13 protein-coding genes are annotated in these 18636 nt (G+C 61.2%); 7 read left to right on the forward strand and 6 right to left on the reverse strand.

Going from position 1 to position 18636, the window contains the following annotated elements:
• Positions 1-117: 117 nt before the first annotated feature.
• Together ACWUI2_RS13195 and ACWUI2_RS13200 are read right to left on the reverse strand one after the other, a co-directional pair.
• On the reverse strand, positions 118-1041 hold the full coding sequence (locus ACWUI2_RS13195; protein WP_486983320.1) for a dihydropteroate synthase: 924 nt from the start codon (positions 1039-1041) through the stop codon (positions 118-120).
• Between the two features lie 116 nt (positions 1042-1157).
• Positions 1158-2396, reverse strand: a complete 1239-nt coding sequence (locus ACWUI2_RS13200; protein ID WP_486983321.1) for a M20 family metallopeptidase — start codon at positions 2394-2396, stop codon at positions 1158-1160.
• Positions 2397-2506: 110 nt separating this feature from the next.
• Between ACWUI2_RS13200 and ACWUI2_RS13205 the strand changes: the two genes are divergently transcribed.
• Entirely contained in the window at positions 2507-3355 is an 849-nt protein-coding gene (locus tag ACWUI2_RS13205) for a bifunctional nuclease family protein (protein WP_486983322.1), read from the forward strand.
• A 130-nt stretch (positions 3356-3485) separates the two neighbouring features.
• On the opposite strand, the gene dnaE is transcribed toward ACWUI2_RS13205, so the two are convergent.
• On the reverse strand, positions 3486-7088 hold the full coding sequence (gene dnaE, locus ACWUI2_RS13210; RefSeq protein WP_486983323.1) for a DNA polymerase III subunit alpha: 3603 nt from the start codon (positions 7086-7088) through the stop codon (positions 3486-3488).
• Positions 7089-7214: 126 nt separating this feature from the next.
• Here dnaE and rpsU point away from each other — a divergent pair, with 126 nt between their 5' ends.
• The 4 genes from rpsU to ACWUI2_RS13230 all read left to right on the forward strand — a co-directional run bounded on the left by rpsU (position 7215) and on the right by ACWUI2_RS13230 (position 10385).
• Entirely contained in the window at positions 7215-7412 is a 198-nt protein-coding gene (gene rpsU / locus ACWUI2_RS13215) for a 30S ribosomal protein S21 (RefSeq protein ID WP_486983324.1), read from the forward strand.
• A 97-nt stretch (positions 7413-7509) separates the two neighbouring features.
• On the forward strand, positions 7510-8499 hold the full coding sequence (locus ACWUI2_RS13220; protein ID WP_486983325.1) for a sugar phosphate isomerase/epimerase family protein: 990 nt from the start codon (positions 7510-7512) through the stop codon (positions 8497-8499).
• Positions 8496-9230 carry a uracil-DNA glycosylase family protein gene (locus tag ACWUI2_RS13225; RefSeq protein ID WP_486983326.1) on the forward strand — a complete coding sequence of 245 codons (735 nt, stop codon included), beginning with the start codon at positions 8496-8498 and terminating at the stop codon, positions 9228-9230. Before ACWUI2_RS13220 ends, ACWUI2_RS13225 begins: the two co-directional genes overlap by 4 nt.
• A gap of 357 nt (positions 9231-9587) precedes the next feature.
• On the forward strand, positions 9588-10385 hold the full coding sequence (locus tag ACWUI2_RS13230; RefSeq protein WP_486983327.1) for an FRG domain-containing protein: 798 nt from the start codon (positions 9588-9590) through the stop codon (positions 10383-10385).
• On the opposite strand, the gene ACWUI2_RS13235 is transcribed toward ACWUI2_RS13230, so the two are convergent.
• The gene (locus ACWUI2_RS13235) at positions 10354-11451 is read right to left on the reverse strand and encodes an A/G-specific adenine glycosylase (protein WP_486983328.1); all 1098 of its coding nucleotides are present in this window, start codon (positions 11449-11451) and stop codon (positions 10354-10356) included. The two genes, ACWUI2_RS13230 and ACWUI2_RS13235, sit on opposite strands and share 32 nt — an antisense overlap.
• 458 nt (positions 11452-11909) lie before the next feature.
• Between ACWUI2_RS13235 and ACWUI2_RS13240 the strand changes: the two genes are divergently transcribed.
• Complete coding sequence (locus tag ACWUI2_RS13240) at positions 11910-13421, forward strand: sialate O-acetylesterase (RefSeq protein WP_486983329.1); 1512 nt, start codon at positions 11910-11912, stop codon at positions 13419-13421.
• A gap of 31 nt (positions 13422-13452) precedes the next feature.
• On the opposite strand, the gene ACWUI2_RS13245 is transcribed toward ACWUI2_RS13240, so the two are convergent.
• Both ACWUI2_RS13245 and ACWUI2_RS13250 read right to left on the reverse strand, forming a co-directional pair.
• Complete coding sequence (locus ACWUI2_RS13245) at positions 13453-15090, reverse strand: ATP-dependent DNA ligase (RefSeq protein WP_486983330.1); 1638 nt, start codon at positions 15088-15090, stop codon at positions 13453-13455.
• On the reverse strand, positions 15087-16121 hold the full coding sequence (locus ACWUI2_RS13250) for a ligase-associated DNA damage response exonuclease (RefSeq protein WP_486983331.1): 1035 nt from the start codon (positions 16119-16121) through the stop codon (positions 15087-15089). Before ACWUI2_RS13250 ends, ACWUI2_RS13245 begins: the two co-directional genes overlap by 4 nt.
• Positions 16122-16570: 449 nt before the next feature.
• Between ACWUI2_RS13250 and ACWUI2_RS13255 the strand changes: the two genes are divergently transcribed.
• Positions 16571-18616 (forward strand): beta-galactosidase, encoded by a 2046-nt coding sequence (locus ACWUI2_RS13255; protein WP_486983332.1) that lies wholly within the window; start codon positions 16571-16573, stop codon positions 18614-18616.
• Positions 18617-18636 lie beyond the last annotated feature (20 nt).

The following is an 18636-nucleotide window of genomic DNA, read 5'->3' on the forward strand; positions in this document are numbered from 1 at the left end:
GGCTTTCGGATGCCGAGGCTTGAGGGGACTTGGATGGACATCAAGCCATTTGAGCTCAATGGCTCGAATCGGGGCCGAAAGAAAAATTGGACGTGGTGCCGAATGCCTGGTCCACGTTCATGAAGGTGGGTTGGGTGTTTTGTCAGTCGATCCGGTGCGGATGGCGTCGGCCATGCGGGTGTGGAGGCGGATGGGGGCGATGTCGTGGACGCGGACCATGTGGCAGCCCTTGGCAATGCCCCAGACGACGGTGGCGGCGGTGCCTTCGAGGCGTTGGTCGACGGGACGGTCGAGGACGAGGCCGATGGTCGATTTGCGGGAGGTGCCGAGCAGGACGGGGTAACCGAGGGCGGCGACGCGGTCGAGGTGTTTGAGGGATTCGAGGTTGTGTTCGGGGCTTTTGCCGAAGCCGAAGCCGGGGTCGAGCCAGATTTGGCGGTCGGGGATGTCGGCGGCGCGGGCGAGGTGGAGACTGGTTTGGAGATCGGCGAGGAATTCGGGCCAGAAGTCGGCGTAGTCGCGGTTGGGACGATTGTGCATCAGAAAGACCGGGCAATTGCGGGAGGCGGCGACGGCGGCCATCGGGCTCGGGGGAAGGGGGCCGGGAGTTTCGCCGCGGACCAAGGCGGCGGAGTGTTCGGCGACGGCGGCGGGGTCGAGACCGTGTTTGAACCCCCAGACGTCGTTGATCATATCGGCTCCGGCGTCGACGGCCGCGGCGGCGACTTCGGCCTTGTAGGTGTCGATCGAGATCGGGAGGCGGGACATCCTTTCGCGGAGGAGCCGGATGACCGGAAGGACGCGGTCGGCCTCTTCGTCGGCGGAGACGACGGTGGAACCGGGGCGGGTCGATTCACCCCCGATGTCGATGACGTCGGCCCCTGCGGCGACCATCTGTTCGGCGGCCGCCACGGCGGAGGCGGGGGCGATCCAAGAGCCGCCGTCGGAGAAGGAATCCGGAGTGACGTTGAGGATCCCCATGATGAGGGTCCGTCGGCCGATCGGCGGGAGCGGTGTGCTGTGCGGGCTGGTCCAGGACATAGGGAGATAGACGATAGACGATAGCTGATAGACGATGGGAGGCGCGAGAGAGGAAGATAGACGATGGACGATCTAGCTGGCGATGGATCCTCAGGCAATCGTCTATTGTCTATCTGCTATCGTCTATGCGTCTTCGCCTCATTAATCAGGCGGGCGTAGATCTTGGCGGTGGTGAGGAGGTCGGTGATGTCGACGGATTCGTTGACGCCGTGGGTGTTTTCGCCGGCGACGCCGTAGCCGATGGTCGGGAGGCGGGCTTGGTTGGCGTAGAAGGCCATGTCGGTGAAACCGGAGGTGATGCCGAAGGCGATTTCGGGCCGGTAGGCTCGGGCGGCTTCTTGAAAGGTTTGGGGGAGGGAATCCGTTTCCGAGATCAGACTCGGTGGGCGGGAAGAGATTTTCCGGATCCGGAGGGTGAGGTCGGGGATCTTGCGGGTGCAGGCGTCGAGGAAGTCGCGAAGCTCACGTTCGGCGGCATCCATATCTTCGTTGGGGAGGATGCGGCGGTCGATGGTAAAACTGAAGGTTTCCGGGAGGGTGTTGATCTTGCCGCCGGCGCCGGTGGCCGATTCGCCGCCGATGGCGATGGTGGGGGAAAAGGTGTCGCCGCCGGGAGCGGTGAAGACCCGCTGCCGGAGGTCCGTTTTGTAGGATTCGAATTCGAGAATGAGCGCGGCGGCCTTTTCGAGGGCGTTGATGCCGAGGTGGGGACGGGCGGCGTGGGAGGATTTGCCTTGCACGGTGACTTCCATCCAGAGGACGCCATTGTGACCGCAACCGATCAGGTTGTGGCGTCCCCCTTCGCAGACGACCACCCAGTCGGCGTCGATCAGTTTTTCCTCCACCAGGAAGCCGGTGCCGAGGAGGCTGTTGGTTTCCTCGTCGGGGACGAAGGCGACCTCGATATTGTGGGCGGGCGGGATGCCCAATTCCTTGACGGCGCGGAGGGCTCCGATCAGGGCGGCGATCGAGCCTTTCATGTCGTTGGCGCCTCGGCCGAAGATCTTGCCGTCGCGGATATGCGGTTCGAATGGCGGGGAGGTCCAGCCGTCGCCGGCGGGAACAACGTCGTAATGGGCGTTGAAATGGAGCGTGCGGGGGGCGCCGACGTCCCAGCGGCCGACCACGCAGGCGCGGGGGTAGATGTCGCAATCGGGGACGGTGAGGCGGAGCAATTCGTTGGGGACCGGATGGATCCGGGTGGTGAATCCGAGGGAGCGCAATTCGGCGTCGAGGAAGTGGACGCAATCGGTGAAATTCCGTCCGGGGGGATTGGAGGTGTCGATTCGGAGCAGTCTTTGGAGAAAGTCGCAAAGGTCGTCAACATGTTGATCGAGAAACGAATCGGTGGTCATGGCGGAAGATCATGACGAACGTATCGTCAAAGACAAGGGGCGGGTGACGCGGGTCGGCAAATATTGGATTCGGGCTTTCCATCGGAGCGCGGGAAGCTTATCGTTGCTTCATGCGAACAACTCCTCCGTTTTCCTTCCTGGCTCTCTTCGTTCTCTGTTTTGGATTGATGTTTGTCCCCCGTGGGGCGGCCGAAGAGCCGGAGGAGGAGGCGGAGCGGGACGGTTTGCGGACGGTGGAGATAGCCACGGTCGGGATGGATCACATCACCGGGGCTCCAATGGTTTTGTTGCGGGAGAAGGACGAAGGGCGGCCGATTCCGATCTGGATCGGCTTTGCCGAAGCCCAGGCGATCTTGCAGGCGTTGCATGAAATCGAGACGCCGCGGCCGATGACCCATGAGTTGGCGATCAATTTGCTTCACGCGTTGGGAGCGGAGATCGAGGAGTTGGTGGTGCGCGACATGCGGGGCGGGATTTACTACGGATCCCTCTTTTTGCGGGTACCGGGTCAGGAGGAGCGGATCGAAGTCGATTGCCGACCGAGCGACGGATTGGCGTTGGCGTTGCGGGCGGGAGCGACGATCCGAGTGGCTGAAAGTATTTTCCAGGCGCCCGCCGAATTCGAGTTCGTGCCGCCGGCCGATTCGGAGCAGGTGGTCCAGGTGTTGGGGCTGTCAGTGGTGACGATCACGCCGGCGCTGCGGGAGGAGTTCGATTTGCCCGACCGTCAGGGGTTGATGGTCAATGCGGTGCAGGACCAAGCGGCGGAACGCGGTTTCCGGCGGGGGGATATGATCATCAAGATCAACGACATCGTGCCGGTGACTCCGATGGATTTTCTGGACGAAGTGATGGATACCGCTCCCGGCCGCGAAGCGGAAGTCCGGATCTGGCGGGCGGGCGAAGAGGAGACGATCAGACTCCCGGCCAGCCGCACCCGCCGCGGAACGGCTATTTGAGGGGAAACACACCCCACCATGCTCGCGCATGGTCCCCCCCTCTCAAGAGGGGAAATTCGGTGGGGCAGGCGATAGGCGATACTGTTTTATCTCGTCTATTGTCTATCTGCTATCGTCTATGCGTCTTCGCTTATGCGCGGGAAGCGCGGCCTCCCCAGGTGCGTTCGCGGACGGGCATGGGGGCGGTTTCGATGCGGGCGCCGATGACGGCGGGGTGGGCGCGGAGTTGCTGGAAGTCGATTGGTTGGACGCTCCAGCTCATCGAGCGGCCGGTTTCGGCGATGACGGCGTGGTTGCAGTCGGCCAAAAAACCGATTTGGACCACGGTGTCGCCGTAACTCCGATCAAGGGTTTCCCGGAGGATTTCGAGGAAACCGGCGCAATCTTTCTTCGGATCGAGAATCCAACAGATTCGTTTGATTAGTCCTGGGAGGGCGGCGTGGAGGGGGGTGGCGGTGGTGCCGACCAGGCGGGCGTCGTCGCGTTTCATCACCGAACCTTGCACCAGGAACGGTTTCTCCTCTTCGAGGAGGTGGCCGCACTCGGCGTAGGAGTCGGCGTAGTAATTGATCTGCAAGGTGGAGTCGCGGGTGACGACGTTGAAAAACGCCCAGGGACGGTTGTCACGGCGGGAGAGTTTCCGGGTGATGCCGGAGACGATGCCGCAAAGGCGGAATTCGGTTCGGTCGGGCTGTTGGAGGATCGCCTCCTCCGGAAAGGTGTTGATCGCCTGGGCGAGGCCGTTGAAGTCGTTCATCGGGTGGCCGGAGACGTAGAAACCGAGCAACTCCTTTTCATGGCGCAACATGTCGGCCTTGGAGAACGCGCTCTCCTCGAAATGGCTCGGTTCGAAACCGAGACGGTTGCCGCCGCCGTTCCCGTTGCCGTTTCCGTTGGCCGGGGCGGAGGAGGTGTCCAGCATGTCGAAGAACGATTCCTGGCCGACGTCGCGGTCGCGTTGGAGGGAGGCGGCCTGGCTCATGACGCCGTCGAGACCGGCGAGGAGGATGCCGCGGTTGATGCCGGTGAACTCGAAGGCGCCGGAACGTATCAGGCATTCGATGACGCGCCGGTTGACCGCGCGGGAATCGACCCGGATGATGAAGTCTTCGAAATCCTGATACGGACCGTTCTCCTTCCTCTCCTCGATGATCCGGGCGGCGGCGGCGTCGCCGACCCCCTTGATCGCGGCCAGACCGAAACGGATGCTGCCGCCGGGGCCTTTGTCAGAATCGCCGTTGGAACGGTGGAGGACCGGGGTGAAGTTTTGGCGGGAGTGGTTGATGTCCGGACCGAGGACCTCGATTCCCATCGCGCCGCACTCGTCGATGAAGTGGCGGAGTTTGTCGGCGTTGCCGAGCTCGTTGGAGAGGATCGCCGCCATGAACTGGACCGGGTAGTTGGCTTTCAAATACCCGGTTTGGTAACTGAGGAACGCGTAGGCGGCGGAGTGGGATTTGTTGAAACCGTAGCCGGCGAATTTCTCGAGGATGGCGAAGATTTCGAGGGCTTTGTCGCGGGGAATGTTGTGTTGTTCCTTGGCTCCCTTGACGAAGATGTCGCGCTGTTCGGCCATGACGGCCGGGTTCTTTTTGCCCATGGCGCGCCGGAGAATATCGGCGCCGCCGAGGGAGTAGCCGGCGATGATCTTGGCGGCCTCCATGACCTGTTCCTGATAGACCATGACCCCGTAGGTCTCGCGGCAGACATCCTCGAGAAGGGGATGGGGGAACTTGACGGTGGATGGGTCGTTCTTGCCGCGGATGTAGTCGGGAATCCATTCCATCGGGCCCGGACGGTAGAGGGCGATCAAGGCGATGATCTCGTCGATCTGGGAAAGGTTGAACTGCCGGCAAAGGCTTTGCATGCCGGGAGACTCCATTTGGAAGACGCCGATGGTTTTTCCCTCGTTCAGCAGTTGAAAGGTCTTCTCGTCTTCGAAACTGATCGCGTTGATGTCGAAACCCGGTTCCGTGGCGCGGATGTTTTGGACCGCGTCATCGATGACGGTCAAGGTCTTCAGTCCGAGGAAGTCCATCTTCAGCAACCCGAGATCCTCCACCGGACCTTTGGGAAACTGGGTGGTGATGGCGCCGTCCTGGACCACCAGCGGGACGAAATCGCTGAGCGGGCGGTCGGCGATGATGACGCCGGCGGCGTGAGTGCCGACGTTGCGGACCATTCCCTCGATGATCCGACCATGTTCGAGAATTTTTTTAGCGATCGGGTTGGTCTCGCTCTCCCGGCGGAATTCGGCGCTCTTTTCGAGGGCGTCCTCCAAGGTGATGTTGAGGTCGTCCGGCACCATTTTGGCGATTTTGTCGGCCTCGGCGTAGGGAAGGTTCAGGACCCGGGCGACGTCGCGGACGACCATTTTGGCGCCGAATTTGCCGAAGGTGGCGATGTTAGCGACGCAGTTTTTGCCGTATTTGTCGCGGACGTAGTCGATGACCAATCCGCGCCGGCGCATGCAGAAATCGATGTCGAAGTCGGGCGGGGAGACACGTTCCGGGTTGAGGAACCGCTCGAAAAGCAATTTGAAGCGGATCGGGTCGATGTCGGTGATTCCGAGCAGGTAGGCGACCAGACAGCCTGCGCCGGAACCGCGGCCCGGACCGACTGGAATACCCTGGCGGCGGGCCCAGTCGATGAAGTCCCAGACGATGAGGAAGTAGTCGAGGAAGCCGGTTTTGGCGATGATGCCGAGCTCGTAGTCGATTCGCTCCATCAGCAGTTTCGCCCGGTCGGGATCCTTCCATTCGTCGGGTTTGGCGGGGTCGATCCCGTAGCGCTGTTTCAGCCCCTCGTTGCAGAGATGGCGGAGGTAGTCGGGCCGTTCGAGTTTGATCTCCGGAGGCATCTGGAAAACCGGGTAATGGTTTTCGTCGAATGGTATCTGCAGATCGCACATCTCGGCGACGGCGGAGGTGTTGATGATCGACTCCGGGATCTCGCGGAACTTGCGTTCCATCTCCTCGCGCGACTTCAGGTAAAACTCCTGGGTCGGGTAGCGCATCCGCTTCTCGTCGTCGACCTTGGAGCCGGTTTGGATGCAGAGAAGGGCGTCGTGGGTGGTGCAATCCTCGTCGTGGACGTAGTGGACGTCGTTGCTGCAAACCACTTTCAGGTTGAAATCGGTGGCGATCTTGAGGAGCGGCTTGATCAAGCTGAGCTGCTCCGGGATCCCGTGGTCCATGATCTCGACGAAATAATTCTCCCGGCCGAAAATATCGATGAATTGCCCGACCATCTTTCGGGCCTCCTCCTCTTTCCCTTGAAGGAGAAGCTGGGGGACGATCCCCTGGAGGCAGCCGGTGAAACCGATCAGACCCTCGGCGTGGGCGGCGAGGAAGGCGAGGTCGGTGCGCGGTTTGTAGTAGAAGCCGAGGATGTTGGCGTCGGAAATGATCTTCATCAGGTTCTGGTAACCCTTGAAGTTCTTGGCCAGCAGCCCCATGTGGTAATATTTGGCCTGGCTCTTGTCCTGTTTCTCCTCCCGGGAACCCGGAACCAGGTAGACCTCGCAACCGACGAGCGGCTTGATCTCGTGCTTCTTGGCGGTCCGGTAGAAGTCGATGGCGCCGAACAAGTTGCCGTGGTCGGTCAAGGCGAGGGCCTTCATGCCGAGCTCTTTGGCCCGCTTCATGAGACGGTCGATCCGGCAGGCTCCGTCGAGGAGACTGTAATCGGTGTGGACGTGAAGGTGGACGAATTCCCGGTCGGCGCCAGACATGCCTTTATACCCAAGAAGCGGCGGGAAAATCTTCAACTTCAATTTTCATTTTCAAAAAACATTTGACGAACGCCTCGTTTGGTGGCCTTGTTTTCTGTTTCCGATTGATTCTTTGTTAAGCAACGTATGTCTATTGAAATTAAAATCCGCAAAGGTGAGCCCATGGACCGCGCGATCCGCCGGTTGAAGAAAAAGCTGGATCGCGAAGGCGTGATCCGTGACGTGCGGGCCAAACGCTACTTTGAAAAGCCGTGCGAAGTCCGCCGCCGCAAACGGAAAGTGGCCGCTTTCACCAACATGTTGCGGAACCGCTACAACCAGTAGCCAGCCGTCGAACGTCCAACCGTTCGCGATTTGATTTTCCCAGTGGCTGCTCTTGCCCGGTTCCCGGCAGGGGCAGCTTCTTTTTTGGGCTCTGGAGATGAAGGCTGAAAAGACCCCGGTCATTGCGCTCTCCTCCTGTTGGTGTTCCGGTCGCCACCAGGACGGCTACGAAATGCTCAAGGAGATGGCCGATCTCGGTTTCGAGTATGTCGAATTGAGCCACGGGATCCGGATCACCCTGGTGCCGGGCATCCTTAAAGCGGTGGAGGAGGGATTGGTCAAAATCTCCTCGACCCACAATTTCTGCCCGCTCCCGACCGGTGTCAATCAACCGGCCCCCAACCTCTATTCCCCGTCGAGTCCCGATCCCCGGGAGCATCAGCAATGGCTCCGCCACACCCGGCGGACCTTGGAATTCTCCAAACAAGTCGGCGCTCCTTACATGGTGACCCACATGGGGAACGTCCGTTTCTTCTGGGGGCGTCCGAGCTCGAAGCTGAAAACCTTGCTTGAGAAAAACCCCGGGGCAGGCGCCGACGACGAAAAATACCGGAAGGCCGCCGAAAAAATGATCCAGAAGGTCCGCAAGAAGATGCCCCCGTTTTGGGAGCAATTGCGGACCAGCCTCGAGGAGATCCTCGCCGACGCCGAGCGTTGCGGGGTGATCATCGGGGCCGAAAACCGGGAAGGGTGCGAGGAACTCCCACTCGATCCCGATTTTCCCGATTTCTTCACCCAGGCCCGCGATCACAAGAATCTGGCCTGGTGGCACGACGCCGGTCATGCCAGGATCAAGGAGCGGCTCGGGTTGTTGAACCACCGGCAGTTTTTGGAGGAGAACAAAACCAAACTGGGTGGTTGGCATTTGCACGACGTATCGGCGGAGGGCCGCGATCACCAGGTCTTGGGAAGCGGCACGGTCGATTTTGAAATGCTCGGCGAGTTCTTCCGCCCGGAGCACGTTTACGTTCTGGAGCTGAGTCCGCGTCTCACCGTGGAGCAGATCCTGGAGTCCCGCGAATATCTCGAAAAGCTCCTGGCCCGGGCTCCCGGAATGAAAGTTTCGTCGGATCCCGGAGTGAAATGAACCCGGGCGAACTTCTGGTCGAAGCGGCGATCCGCCTGCGGGACGAACTCGTGGGACTGCGCTTCGCGGAGCCGGTGACATGTGTGTATCATCCGCTCGAATACGCGGCCGACATCCACCATGAATACTTGCGCCGGTATGGGGCCGGCCGTAAACGGGTCATTTTCCTGGGAATGAACCCGGGACCGTGGGGGATGGTCCAGACCGGGGTGCCGTTCGGCGAAGTGACGGCGGTGCGGGATTGGCTCGGGTTGCAAGGAACGGTCCGACGCCCGGCCTGCGAACATCCGAAGCGGCCGGTGACCGGCTTCGAATGTCACCGGACGGAGATCAGCGGGAAGCGGGTATGGGGGCTTTTCGCGGAACGTTTCGGCACGGCGGAAGTTTTTTTCCGCGAACACTTCGTGGCGAACTATTGTCCCTTGGCGTTCGTCGAGGAAAGCGGGCGCAACCGGACGCCCGACAAGTTGCCGGCGGGGGAAGTCGCTCCCTTGTTCGCGGCCTGCGACCGTCATTTGCGAAGCGTGATCGAGGCGCTCGATCCGGAGTGGGTGATCGGAATCGGTCGATTCGCCGAAGAACGGATCGAGAAGGTCTGTCCGGAAGGAACGGTGCGGATCGGTCGGATTCTGCATCCGAGTCCCGCGAGCCCGGTCGCCAACCGCGACTGGGCCGGCGCCGCCACGCGCCAGTTGCGGGATCTTGGCGTCTGGGGTCCATCTGAAGGATAACGACACACCCCACCCACAACATGGAATGAAACTTCCTCGCCACTGGGAGGGATGGCATCCTGCCGTCCGCCGTCGGCGTCGTTTCAAGATAAGGTCGGCTGGCAGCCAACCCGCCGATTTAGCACTGCGACCCGCATGAACAGGGAACACGCCCCACCGCTCTGGCGAGCGGTCCCCCCCTCTCAAGAGGGGATCAGCGTAAAAGAAGTTCCCCTCTTGAGAGGGGGGGACCATGCGCCAGCATGGTGGGGTGTGTCGGTTCCCCAGCAAGCTCCTCTTTCTCTCTCGCTCTCCGGGGGGAGACGAAAATCGGGATCTTTCTTTCGCCGGGAGGAAATTTGCCGCATACTGAATTGTATGGCGGTCAGGGAAATCGAGGTGAAGAGTTTGCATGAGTTGATTGAAAAACTCACGCCGGTCTCGCCGGACCCGCGGATCGGGCGGCGGCGGGATAGCGGGATTTACCGGGGATTGCCACGGAAACATGGATCGCTGTTGAGTAGCCTTGACCGCTTGGGCGGGATCAACCCGCCCCGGACCAAACATCCGTTGGAAGAACATATTCTGCGGAATTTCATCCGTTATTCCCGGCCTTACTTCACCCATGCCCCGGTCAACGATTGGGAATTTCTGGTGGTGGCCCAACATCATGGGTTGCCGACGAGGTTGCTGGATTGGACTTACTCTCCGTTGGTGGCGGCCTATTTCGCCACGCTCGATGTGGGAGGGCCCGTCGAACCGGTCATTTGGCGGCTCGATTGGAAGGCGGTCCACCGGCATTTCAAGATCCCGGAGCTGGCTTTGCTGACGGAGAATCTCGGGGAATTGTGCGGGCGGGACGGCCGGTTCAGTCCGTGGGATTTGTTTCGGGGCGATTTTTCGGACCGCAATTTCGCCTGCATGGTGGAACCTCCGTCGCTCGACGCACGGATCGTGGCGCAGTCGGCGGTCTTCACCCTTTGCTCGGACAAGACCCGGTCGCTCGACGAGTTTCTGGTGCATCATGGTCTGGAGGATGCGCTGACCCGTTACGTGGTGCCGGCCTCGGACGCGGCCGCTTTCAGGGATCAACTTGATTTGGCGAGCGTGGATGAACGCCGCCTGTTTCCCGGTTTGGACGGTGTCACCGCTTACATGCGGCGGTATTATGGGTGACGGGCGAGGCGAGAAGGGAATCGATCCAGCGGCGATGCGGACCGGAGAAGGTCAGTCGGTCGAGAGAATCGAGAGAGAACCAGGATAGACCGTTGCCGAGTTGAGTTGGAAGGAAGTTCGCGTCGACGGCGAAGATGCTTTCGGTGATCGTGAAACGAGTGATGCTGCGGGTCTTCTTGAGGAGCAATTTTCCGGTTCGGGCGGCGTCTGTCGAAGAAAGGCCGACCTGTTCGAAGGAAGGGAGTTCGTAGAGATCGGCGAGTCGGCGCGAGTCCCCGGAGGTCTTGGAGAGGAGGAGGTTTCCGTCGCGCTCGGCCCAGATTCGGCTGACCGATCGTTTTTCCATCGCCCGGGGCGGAAAATGGGGAATGGCGGCGGCGGTGCCGTCCCGGTGGGCTTGGCAATGGACGGCGACCGGACATCGGCCGCAGACCGGGTTTGGTTGGCAAACGGTGGCGCCGAGTTCCATCATCGCCTGGTTGTGGGAACCCGGGTCGGAAGGGTTCACGAGCTCCTGGGCGAGAGGTTGGAAGAGGCGGGCGGCGGAGGAGGTGTCCTTCAGGGGAGCCGCGTGACCGATGAGCCGGGCGAGGACTCGGACGACGTTTCCATCGACGCAAGCGGCGGGAGCGTGGAAAGCGATGCTGGTGATGGCGGCGGCGGAATACGGTCCGATACCGGGAAACGTTTGCCATGCTTCGGGAGTTTCGGGGATCTTCTCGATCGCGACGATCTCGCGGGCCAACCGGTGGAGGTTTCGCACCCGGCGATAGTAACCGAGCCCCTCCCAGAGTTTGAGAACTTCATCCTCCGAGGCGGCCGCCAGGGTTTCGAAATCGGGAAGGGCCTTCATCCAGCGGTCGAAGTAAGGGAGAGCCGTGTCGATCCGGGTTTGCTGCAGCATCATCTCGGAGACGACGGTCCGGTAGAGCGATTGGGTTTCCCGCCATGGAAGGCGCCGATGGTGTCGGCGATACCAATCCAGCAACGCCGTCCGGAATTCGGAGGAGTTTTTCAGGAGGAGACTGCTGCCGGGCAGCGGCGAAGTGGCGCGAGGACGAGTCATGATCGAGTGGTGGGGGAAATGAACAGGAATTGGCGGGAAATCGAAAGGGAAAAACGGACGCCGGTTGCGCGAAGATGGGAGCTCGTGAGCCCCCGCAGTCTTGAAGTGAATCGTTGCAAAGTGGCGGAGGCGCCTCCGTGTCTGGTGTGTTGGTGCGGTGCTGGCGCTGTGGATCGAATGCCGGGCGGAACCGCGTTGCGGTTCGGTGGCGTCGGGTATCGGTCCCCAGGGTAGGCCTCGTTTCCCTCGGCTCAACCCTGGGCTGGAGGGCGTAAGCCCGTAGGGCTATGGATGCGTGGAAGGTGCGGCGTCCTGCCCGCCGTATTCCATAATAACCCTTGGCCTGCCGGACCCTCACATGCTGGACATGAATGAAGAAGCGTCCTGAAATGACCGACGGATCCAAGGGACGATTTTTCCGCTTTCCATTTTGTAGCTGCAACGTTAAACCCAAATCCATGATTATTCGTCTCTTTCGTTTATCTTTCCTTCTTTCGTGCTTTTGGGGCGTTTCGGTGGCGGGTGCGGTTTCGCCGGCTGGGATCTTCCAGGAGGGGGCGGTCTTGCAGCATGGGAAACCGGTGCCGGTTTGGGGGACCGCCTCGCCGGGCGAGAACGTAACCGTCGCGTTCGCCGGTCAGTCGGTGAGCGCCCAGGCCGATTCCGAGGGGCGCTGGACGGTGACCTTGGACGCATTGGAACCGACCTCGGAGCCGCGGGAAATGGTGATTTCCGGCGGGGAAACGGTGACTTTGAGCGACGTCGTGGTCGGGGAAGTTTGGCTGGCTTCGGGGCAATCGAACATGGAGTGGAGGCTTAATCGCTCCTATGAGTTGGACATCGAAGTGGCGACCGCGAGTTGGCCGTTGATCCGGGAGTTCAAGTTTCCGCGGACGACGGCCGAGGAACCGTCGTCGGACGTCCTGGGGAGTTGGACCGCCGCCACCCCGGAGACGGTGGGGGAGTTCAGTGCAGTCGGCTATTTTTTCGCCCAGGACATTCATCGAGCGAAAGGAATGCCGGTCGGAATTATTTTGAGTGCCTGGGGCGGAACGCGGGTTGAACCGTGGACTAGCGCGGAGACATTGGGGGAGGAGCGTTTTGAGTTTGTTCATGATCGCCACCGGGAGGCCGTGGCTAATTACGAGAGCGCTTTGGTTCGACATGAAACGGCGACCGCCCGGTGGGAGCAGCAACGCGAGGAGGCGACCGCCGCGGGACGGGAGTTTACCAGGAATGCGCCGACGGCTCCGCGAGAGGTGGAGGCTCGCCACATTCCTTCCTATCTTTACAACGGCATGATCCATCCGCTCGTCCCATACGCGATTCGTGGGGCCATTTGGTATCAGGGAGAGAGCAACGCCGCCCGGCACGACGAATATCATGAGCTGTTCGGCGCGATGATCGACGATTGGCGGAAGCAATTCCAGCAGGGCGATTTTCCGTTCTATTGGGTGCAACTTTCCGAATTCCGGGCGGACGGAGTGGATGAGACTCGATGGGCTTTCCTGCGGGAGGCGCAGACTCAAACGTTGAACCGTCCGGCGACCGGGCAGGTGGTCACTCTCGATATCGGGGATGTCCACGACATCCATCCGCGGGACAAGAAACGGGTCGGCCGGCGTTTGGCCCGTCTCGCCCTCAACCGCACTTACGGATTCGATGTGATCGACAGCGGCCCGGTATTTTCCCGCGCGGAATTCAATGGGCCCGAGGCGCAGGTCTATTTCGACCACGTGGCCGACGGCTTACGGACAACGGCGGTCGAAGTCCGGGGCTTCGAACTGGCCGGGGAGGACCAGGTGTTTCATCCGGCCCGGGCGACCGTCGCCCGCGATACGGTGACATTGGTTTCGGATGAAGTTCCGTCGCCCGTCGCGATTCGTTACGCCTGGCGCAACGCCCCGGAGGCGACCCTTTCGAACGGCGCGGGTCTCCCAGCGGTTCCGTTCCGGACGGATTCCTGGTAGATGCTTCAGTAAAGCGGCGGGGGCATCCCACTCAAAACAACTCCAGTTGCTCCCGGCGGGGACGGCGGATGGACTCGGGGAGTTGGATCAAGGTTTTCAAGTGTTCGAGAGTGTCGGCGTCCCGGGCGGGTTTGTCTTGGCGCCAGCGGAGGATGCGGGGAAAACGGACCGCGACCCCGGACCGGTGGCGTTTCGAGTGGGCGACATCGACGAATCCGATTTCGAAAACCAAGTCCGGTTGGACGATTCGAACGGGGCCCTTCTTTGCCAAGGTATGGCGTTTGACAAATGTATCCACATGTTGGATTTCTTTTTCGGTCAGACCGGAGTAGGCCTTGGCGAACGGAGCCAGTTCGTCGCCGTCCCAGACGCCGAAGGTGTAGTCGGTGAACAAACCGGAGCGGCGGCCGTGGCCCGGTTGGGCGTAAACCAGGACCGCGTCGACCGAAAGCGGATCGATTTTCCATTTCCACCAAATCCCTTTCGGTCGCCCGGTTGGGTAAGGCGCGGTCCGCTTCTTGACCATGAGACCCTCCGCGAAGTGGTCGCGCGCGCTGAGGCGCCTGGCTTGGGCTTCCTCCCAAGTGGAAACGGACAATTCCTCCGAGAGCAAAATCAACGGGGTGCCGGAGCGCGGCGGCAGGGTGGCGAAAAAGTCGGCGAGTTTTTCGCGGCGGAGCTGAAGCGGCGCCTCCCGGAGGTCGTTGCCCTCCCATTCGAGAAGGTCGTAAACCACGAAAACGACCGGAACTTCCCGGAGGAGCTTGCGGGTGACGTGGGTGCGGCCGATCCGGGTTTGGAGTTGGTTGAATCCGAGCGGACGGCCATGGAAGGGGAGGATTTCACCGTCGAAAACGGTTCCGGGGGGGATGAGGCCGCTCAACTGGCCGAGTTCGGGAAAACGCTCCGTGACCAATTCTTCGCCGCGCGACCAGAGAAAAAGATCATCCCCTCGCCGGATCAGTTGTCCCCGGATTCCGTCCCATTTCCATTCGATCAACCAATCGTCGACCGGCCCGAGTGACGTCGGTTCCTCTTCGAGCGGGTGGGCTAGGCAAAACGGGTAGGGACGGGAGAGGTCGTGGGGACTGCCGTCGGCGGAAAACAATTCGTCGAAACGGATGTCGCGCGGATTCCACCGGCCCATGAGATGGTGGGCGATCAGACTTCGGTCGAGGCCGGTCGCTTCGGCGAGCGCGCGGGTGACCAACCCCTGGGAAACCCCGACGCGGAATTCGCCCGTGATCAACTTATTGAATACAAGGCGCTCCGATGCGGAAAGGCATTTCCAGGCGTCGACCAAGAGCCGCCGCTGTTCGCTTTCGCCGTATTGCTTCAAGTCGCCGAGAAGTTCGATCCATTCGCCGGTCGGGCGGTCCCGCTCTCCCTCGGGGGCGGGAAGGAGCAGGGCAATGGTTTCGGCGAGATCGCCGGTTTGCGCGTAACACTCGTCAAAGAGCCAGGCGGGAATCTCCGCTTCTTCGGCGGCCCAGGTGCGGAGTAACGTCGTGCTGACCTGACGGCGGGGGCGGCGACCCGTGAGGAGGGCGAGCGCCCATATTTTTTCGTCGGGCGGCGCCTCGCGGAAGAACGCGGTCAGCACCCCGGTTTTCTCCTGGGTCTTATTGGTCCGGTCGAGCGCGAAGTAGAGATCGGTGAGAATCCTCATCGGGCGTCCTCCGGGGGCGTGGCGGGTTCGTCGGCCGTTTCGCCGACGAACCGGGTTTGGACCGGATGGGCGTCCCGGCCCTGTTCGCGGAGCCACCGGACGAACGGATCGATTTGCCCGTGGGTGACGAAGATCCGCTCCGCACCGGTGGCGCGGACCGCCAGGTTGAGTTCGGTCCAGTCGGCGTGGTCGGAAACGACGAAACCACGGTCGAGGGCGAGGCGCCGTTTGTTGCCCCGGACCGCCATCCAGCCGGAGGCATGGGCGAAGGAGGCGGAGGCGAAGATGCCGCTTCGTTTTTCGCCGACGGCGGCCGGGGGCATGACCAGCATCGCCCCTCGTAGCCGTTCCTTGGATACGCCGTGCCAAGACGGAAAGTCGCGAAATTGGAGTCCGGCGTCGCGGTAGGCGGAGTTAACCGCAGCGATGGACGGATGGACGAAAATCTCATCGGCCACCGGACCGAGCATGTGGAGGATTCGTTGCGCTTTTCCAAGGGAATAGGCGGTGACCACGCTCGTGCGATCGGTTTCGCGGTTGGATTGCCACCATTTCCGGATTTCGTCGGCCACGGAGGTGGGGTCGGGCCATTTGTAAATCGGCAGTCCGAACGTCGACTCCGTGATGAAGGCGTGGCATTGGACCGGTTCCCACGGGGTGGAAAGGCCGTCGGAACGGGTCTTGTAATCGCCGCCGGCGACCCAGCGTTCGCCCCCGCGTTCGATCAGGACCTGGGCGGAGCCGGGCACGTGTCCCGCGGGAAACAAGGTGACGGTGACTCGACCGACCCGGAGCGGAACGCCGTATTCGAGGGATTCGATGCTGAGATGTTGGCCGAGGCGGAGCCGTAGGATCGGGGCGGTCAAACGGTGGGCGAGATAGTGGTCGTGCCCGCTCCGGGCATGGTCGGAATGCCCGTGAGTGATGACGGCGCGCGCGACCGGTTTCCATGGATCGATATGGAAATCGCCGTCCGGGCAATAGATGCCTCGGTCGGTGAATTGCAATAACTCGTCGGTGCGTTGGCTCATCGCTTGAGTCGAATAAACCACAAAATGCGGTTGGAGAAAAACCGCAACCGGACTCTCATCGGTCGCTCGTATGCAAAGGCGTTTTTGTTTCGAAAGCATTCGCCTTTGGCTACCGGCCTCTTCCGTCCGTCGAAGGATACCGCAAAGACTGGCGAAAGTCGCACGTTAAAGCCTAGGGCGCTGCATGAATCCGCCCAACCCCCCGCGACATTCCCTGACGCGATCGGGTCAGGGAATGTCGCGGGATTACGGTGGCTATTTCATCTGGCTGATCACTCTCCCGAGGTGAAGCGTCTCCCGGGTGGAGCCAGCTTCAGCCGGAATTTGAATCAAAGTGGGGACCGGCTGAAGCTTGGGCTCTTGGCCAGATGAAATAGCCCTGCTCGAATGCGGGAGGGGGAGGAATGATCTTGCTCCGGTGGCGGGGTATTCTTATCCCGGTTGTCCTTATGAGCGAACCTTGCCACAAGCGACCTGCGGCGTTGGGCCGATTTTATTTCGGTTCGGCTTATTATCCGGAACAATGGGACGCGGCGACCTGCGTCGATGATGTGGGCCGGATGCGGGAGGCCGGGTGGAATTGCGTTCATTTGGCCGAGTTCGCCTGGGACCGGATCGAACCGAGCGAAGGGGTGTTCGACTTTTCGCTGTTCGATGAATGGATTGAGCGGCTCGGCGAGCAAGAGATCGTCAGTATTCTTTGCACTCCGACCGCCGCGCCGCCCCGGTGGTTGACGGTCCGTCATCCGGAGGTATTGCGGGTGGACGAACACGGCGTTCCGTTGCAGCACGGATCCCGGCAACACGCCAGCCATGCGAGCCCGGTGTTCCGGGAATATTCCCGGAAAATCACCCGGGCCATGGCGGAGCATTACCGCGACAATCCTCATGTCATTGGCTGGCAGACCGACAACGAGTTTCATTGCCATTTTTCGGAAGATCATTCGGAGAACGCCCGGGAAGGATTCATTCGGTCTCTCCGGGGAAAGTTCGCGGATGACATCGACGCCTTGAACGCGGCGTGGGGAACGGCGTTCTGGGCGCAGACCTATCGGGATTTCGAAGAGGTTCCGACACCCCGCTTGTCCAAGCCGACACATCCGAATCCGGCTCATCAGCTCGATTATTTCCGATTTCTCTCCCACGCGGTAACGCTCTTCCAGCGGGACCAGGTGGAGATTCTCCGGAAGATGCAACCGAAGTGGTTTGTGACTCACAACGGCTGTTTCGGCCATATCGACTACCGGGACGAGTTCGGGCGGGACTTGGATTTCCTTGGCTACGATTCGTATCCGTTTTTTGAATTCGACCCGGAGGCGCGGGCGGCGGGTCATGCCTTCAATCTCGACCGGGCGAGGGCCTGGAGCGGCAATTTCATGCTTTTGGAGCAGCAATCCGGTCCGGGCGGGCAAGCCCCATATTTTCACGACAACCCGGAGCCCGGTGAGATGCGCCGGATGGCTTACACCTCGATCGCCCGGGGAGCCGACAGCTTGCTTTTCTTCCGTTGGCGGACCGCCCGGCACGGGGCCGAGCAATACTGGTGTGGAATCCTGGATCACGACAACATTCCTCGCCGTCGATTCCGGGAAGCGACTCAGCTGGGAGAAGAGTTGAAACGGATTGGACCGGAGGTGATCGGAACCTCCGTGCAGGTGGACGTCGGGATTGCCGGGAGCGACATGGACAACGTTGATGCCGATCGGATTTATTCGCTCGGCTTGCCGGGTTCTTCGAAAAGCGGGGAGGCGGCGCACCGCTGGTTTTTCGAACGAGGATTCGCGGTCGGCTGCGTTCATCCGTCGGACGACCTCGGGGGACTCGGGCTTTACGTCATTCCGCACTGGACGGTCTTCGATCCGGCGTGGGTGCCGAATCTGGAGGAATTTGTCGAGGGTGGGGGGACGCTGGTGATCGGCGCCCGGACCGCGACGCGCGACGTAAACAACAACATCGTCGCCGATCCGTTGCCCGGGGTTCTACGGAAGCTGGCGGGAGTTACCGTGGAAGAATACGGCAAACGGAATGCTCCGGGAAAGAGACCGCTCGGATTGCGGTTCGAGAATGGAATTGTGAATACGGCGACCGTTTGGTATGAAGTGTTGCGGCCGGATGATGGGACGGAAACGTTGGCGAAGTGGGAAGGCCGCCATTTGACCGGGGAGGCCGCGATCACGGTGCGCGAGCAGGGGCGTGGACGGGTGGTGTACGTGGGCGCCTATTTCACGGAGGAACTGTCGGAGGAATTGCTTCCGGGCGTCGTGGCTTTGAGTGAGACTCAGCCCATCCTTCCCAAGGTACCGGCCGGGATCGAGATCGTTCGGCGGGAAGGAAACGGGAAGCGCCTCTGGTTTTTGATCAACCACGGGGAGGCGGCGGTGCGGTTGGCTGGGGTGCCGGAAGGAAGGGATCTGGTGAGCGATGCAGCGATTAAAGATGCTTTGACGTTGGAACCGAACGGGGTCGCGGTCGTGCGATGCCTAACGGGGCGTTGACTTTCGGCGGCGATCTCTGG

It is taken from the genome of Verruconatronum alginivorum, assembly GCF_056590205.1.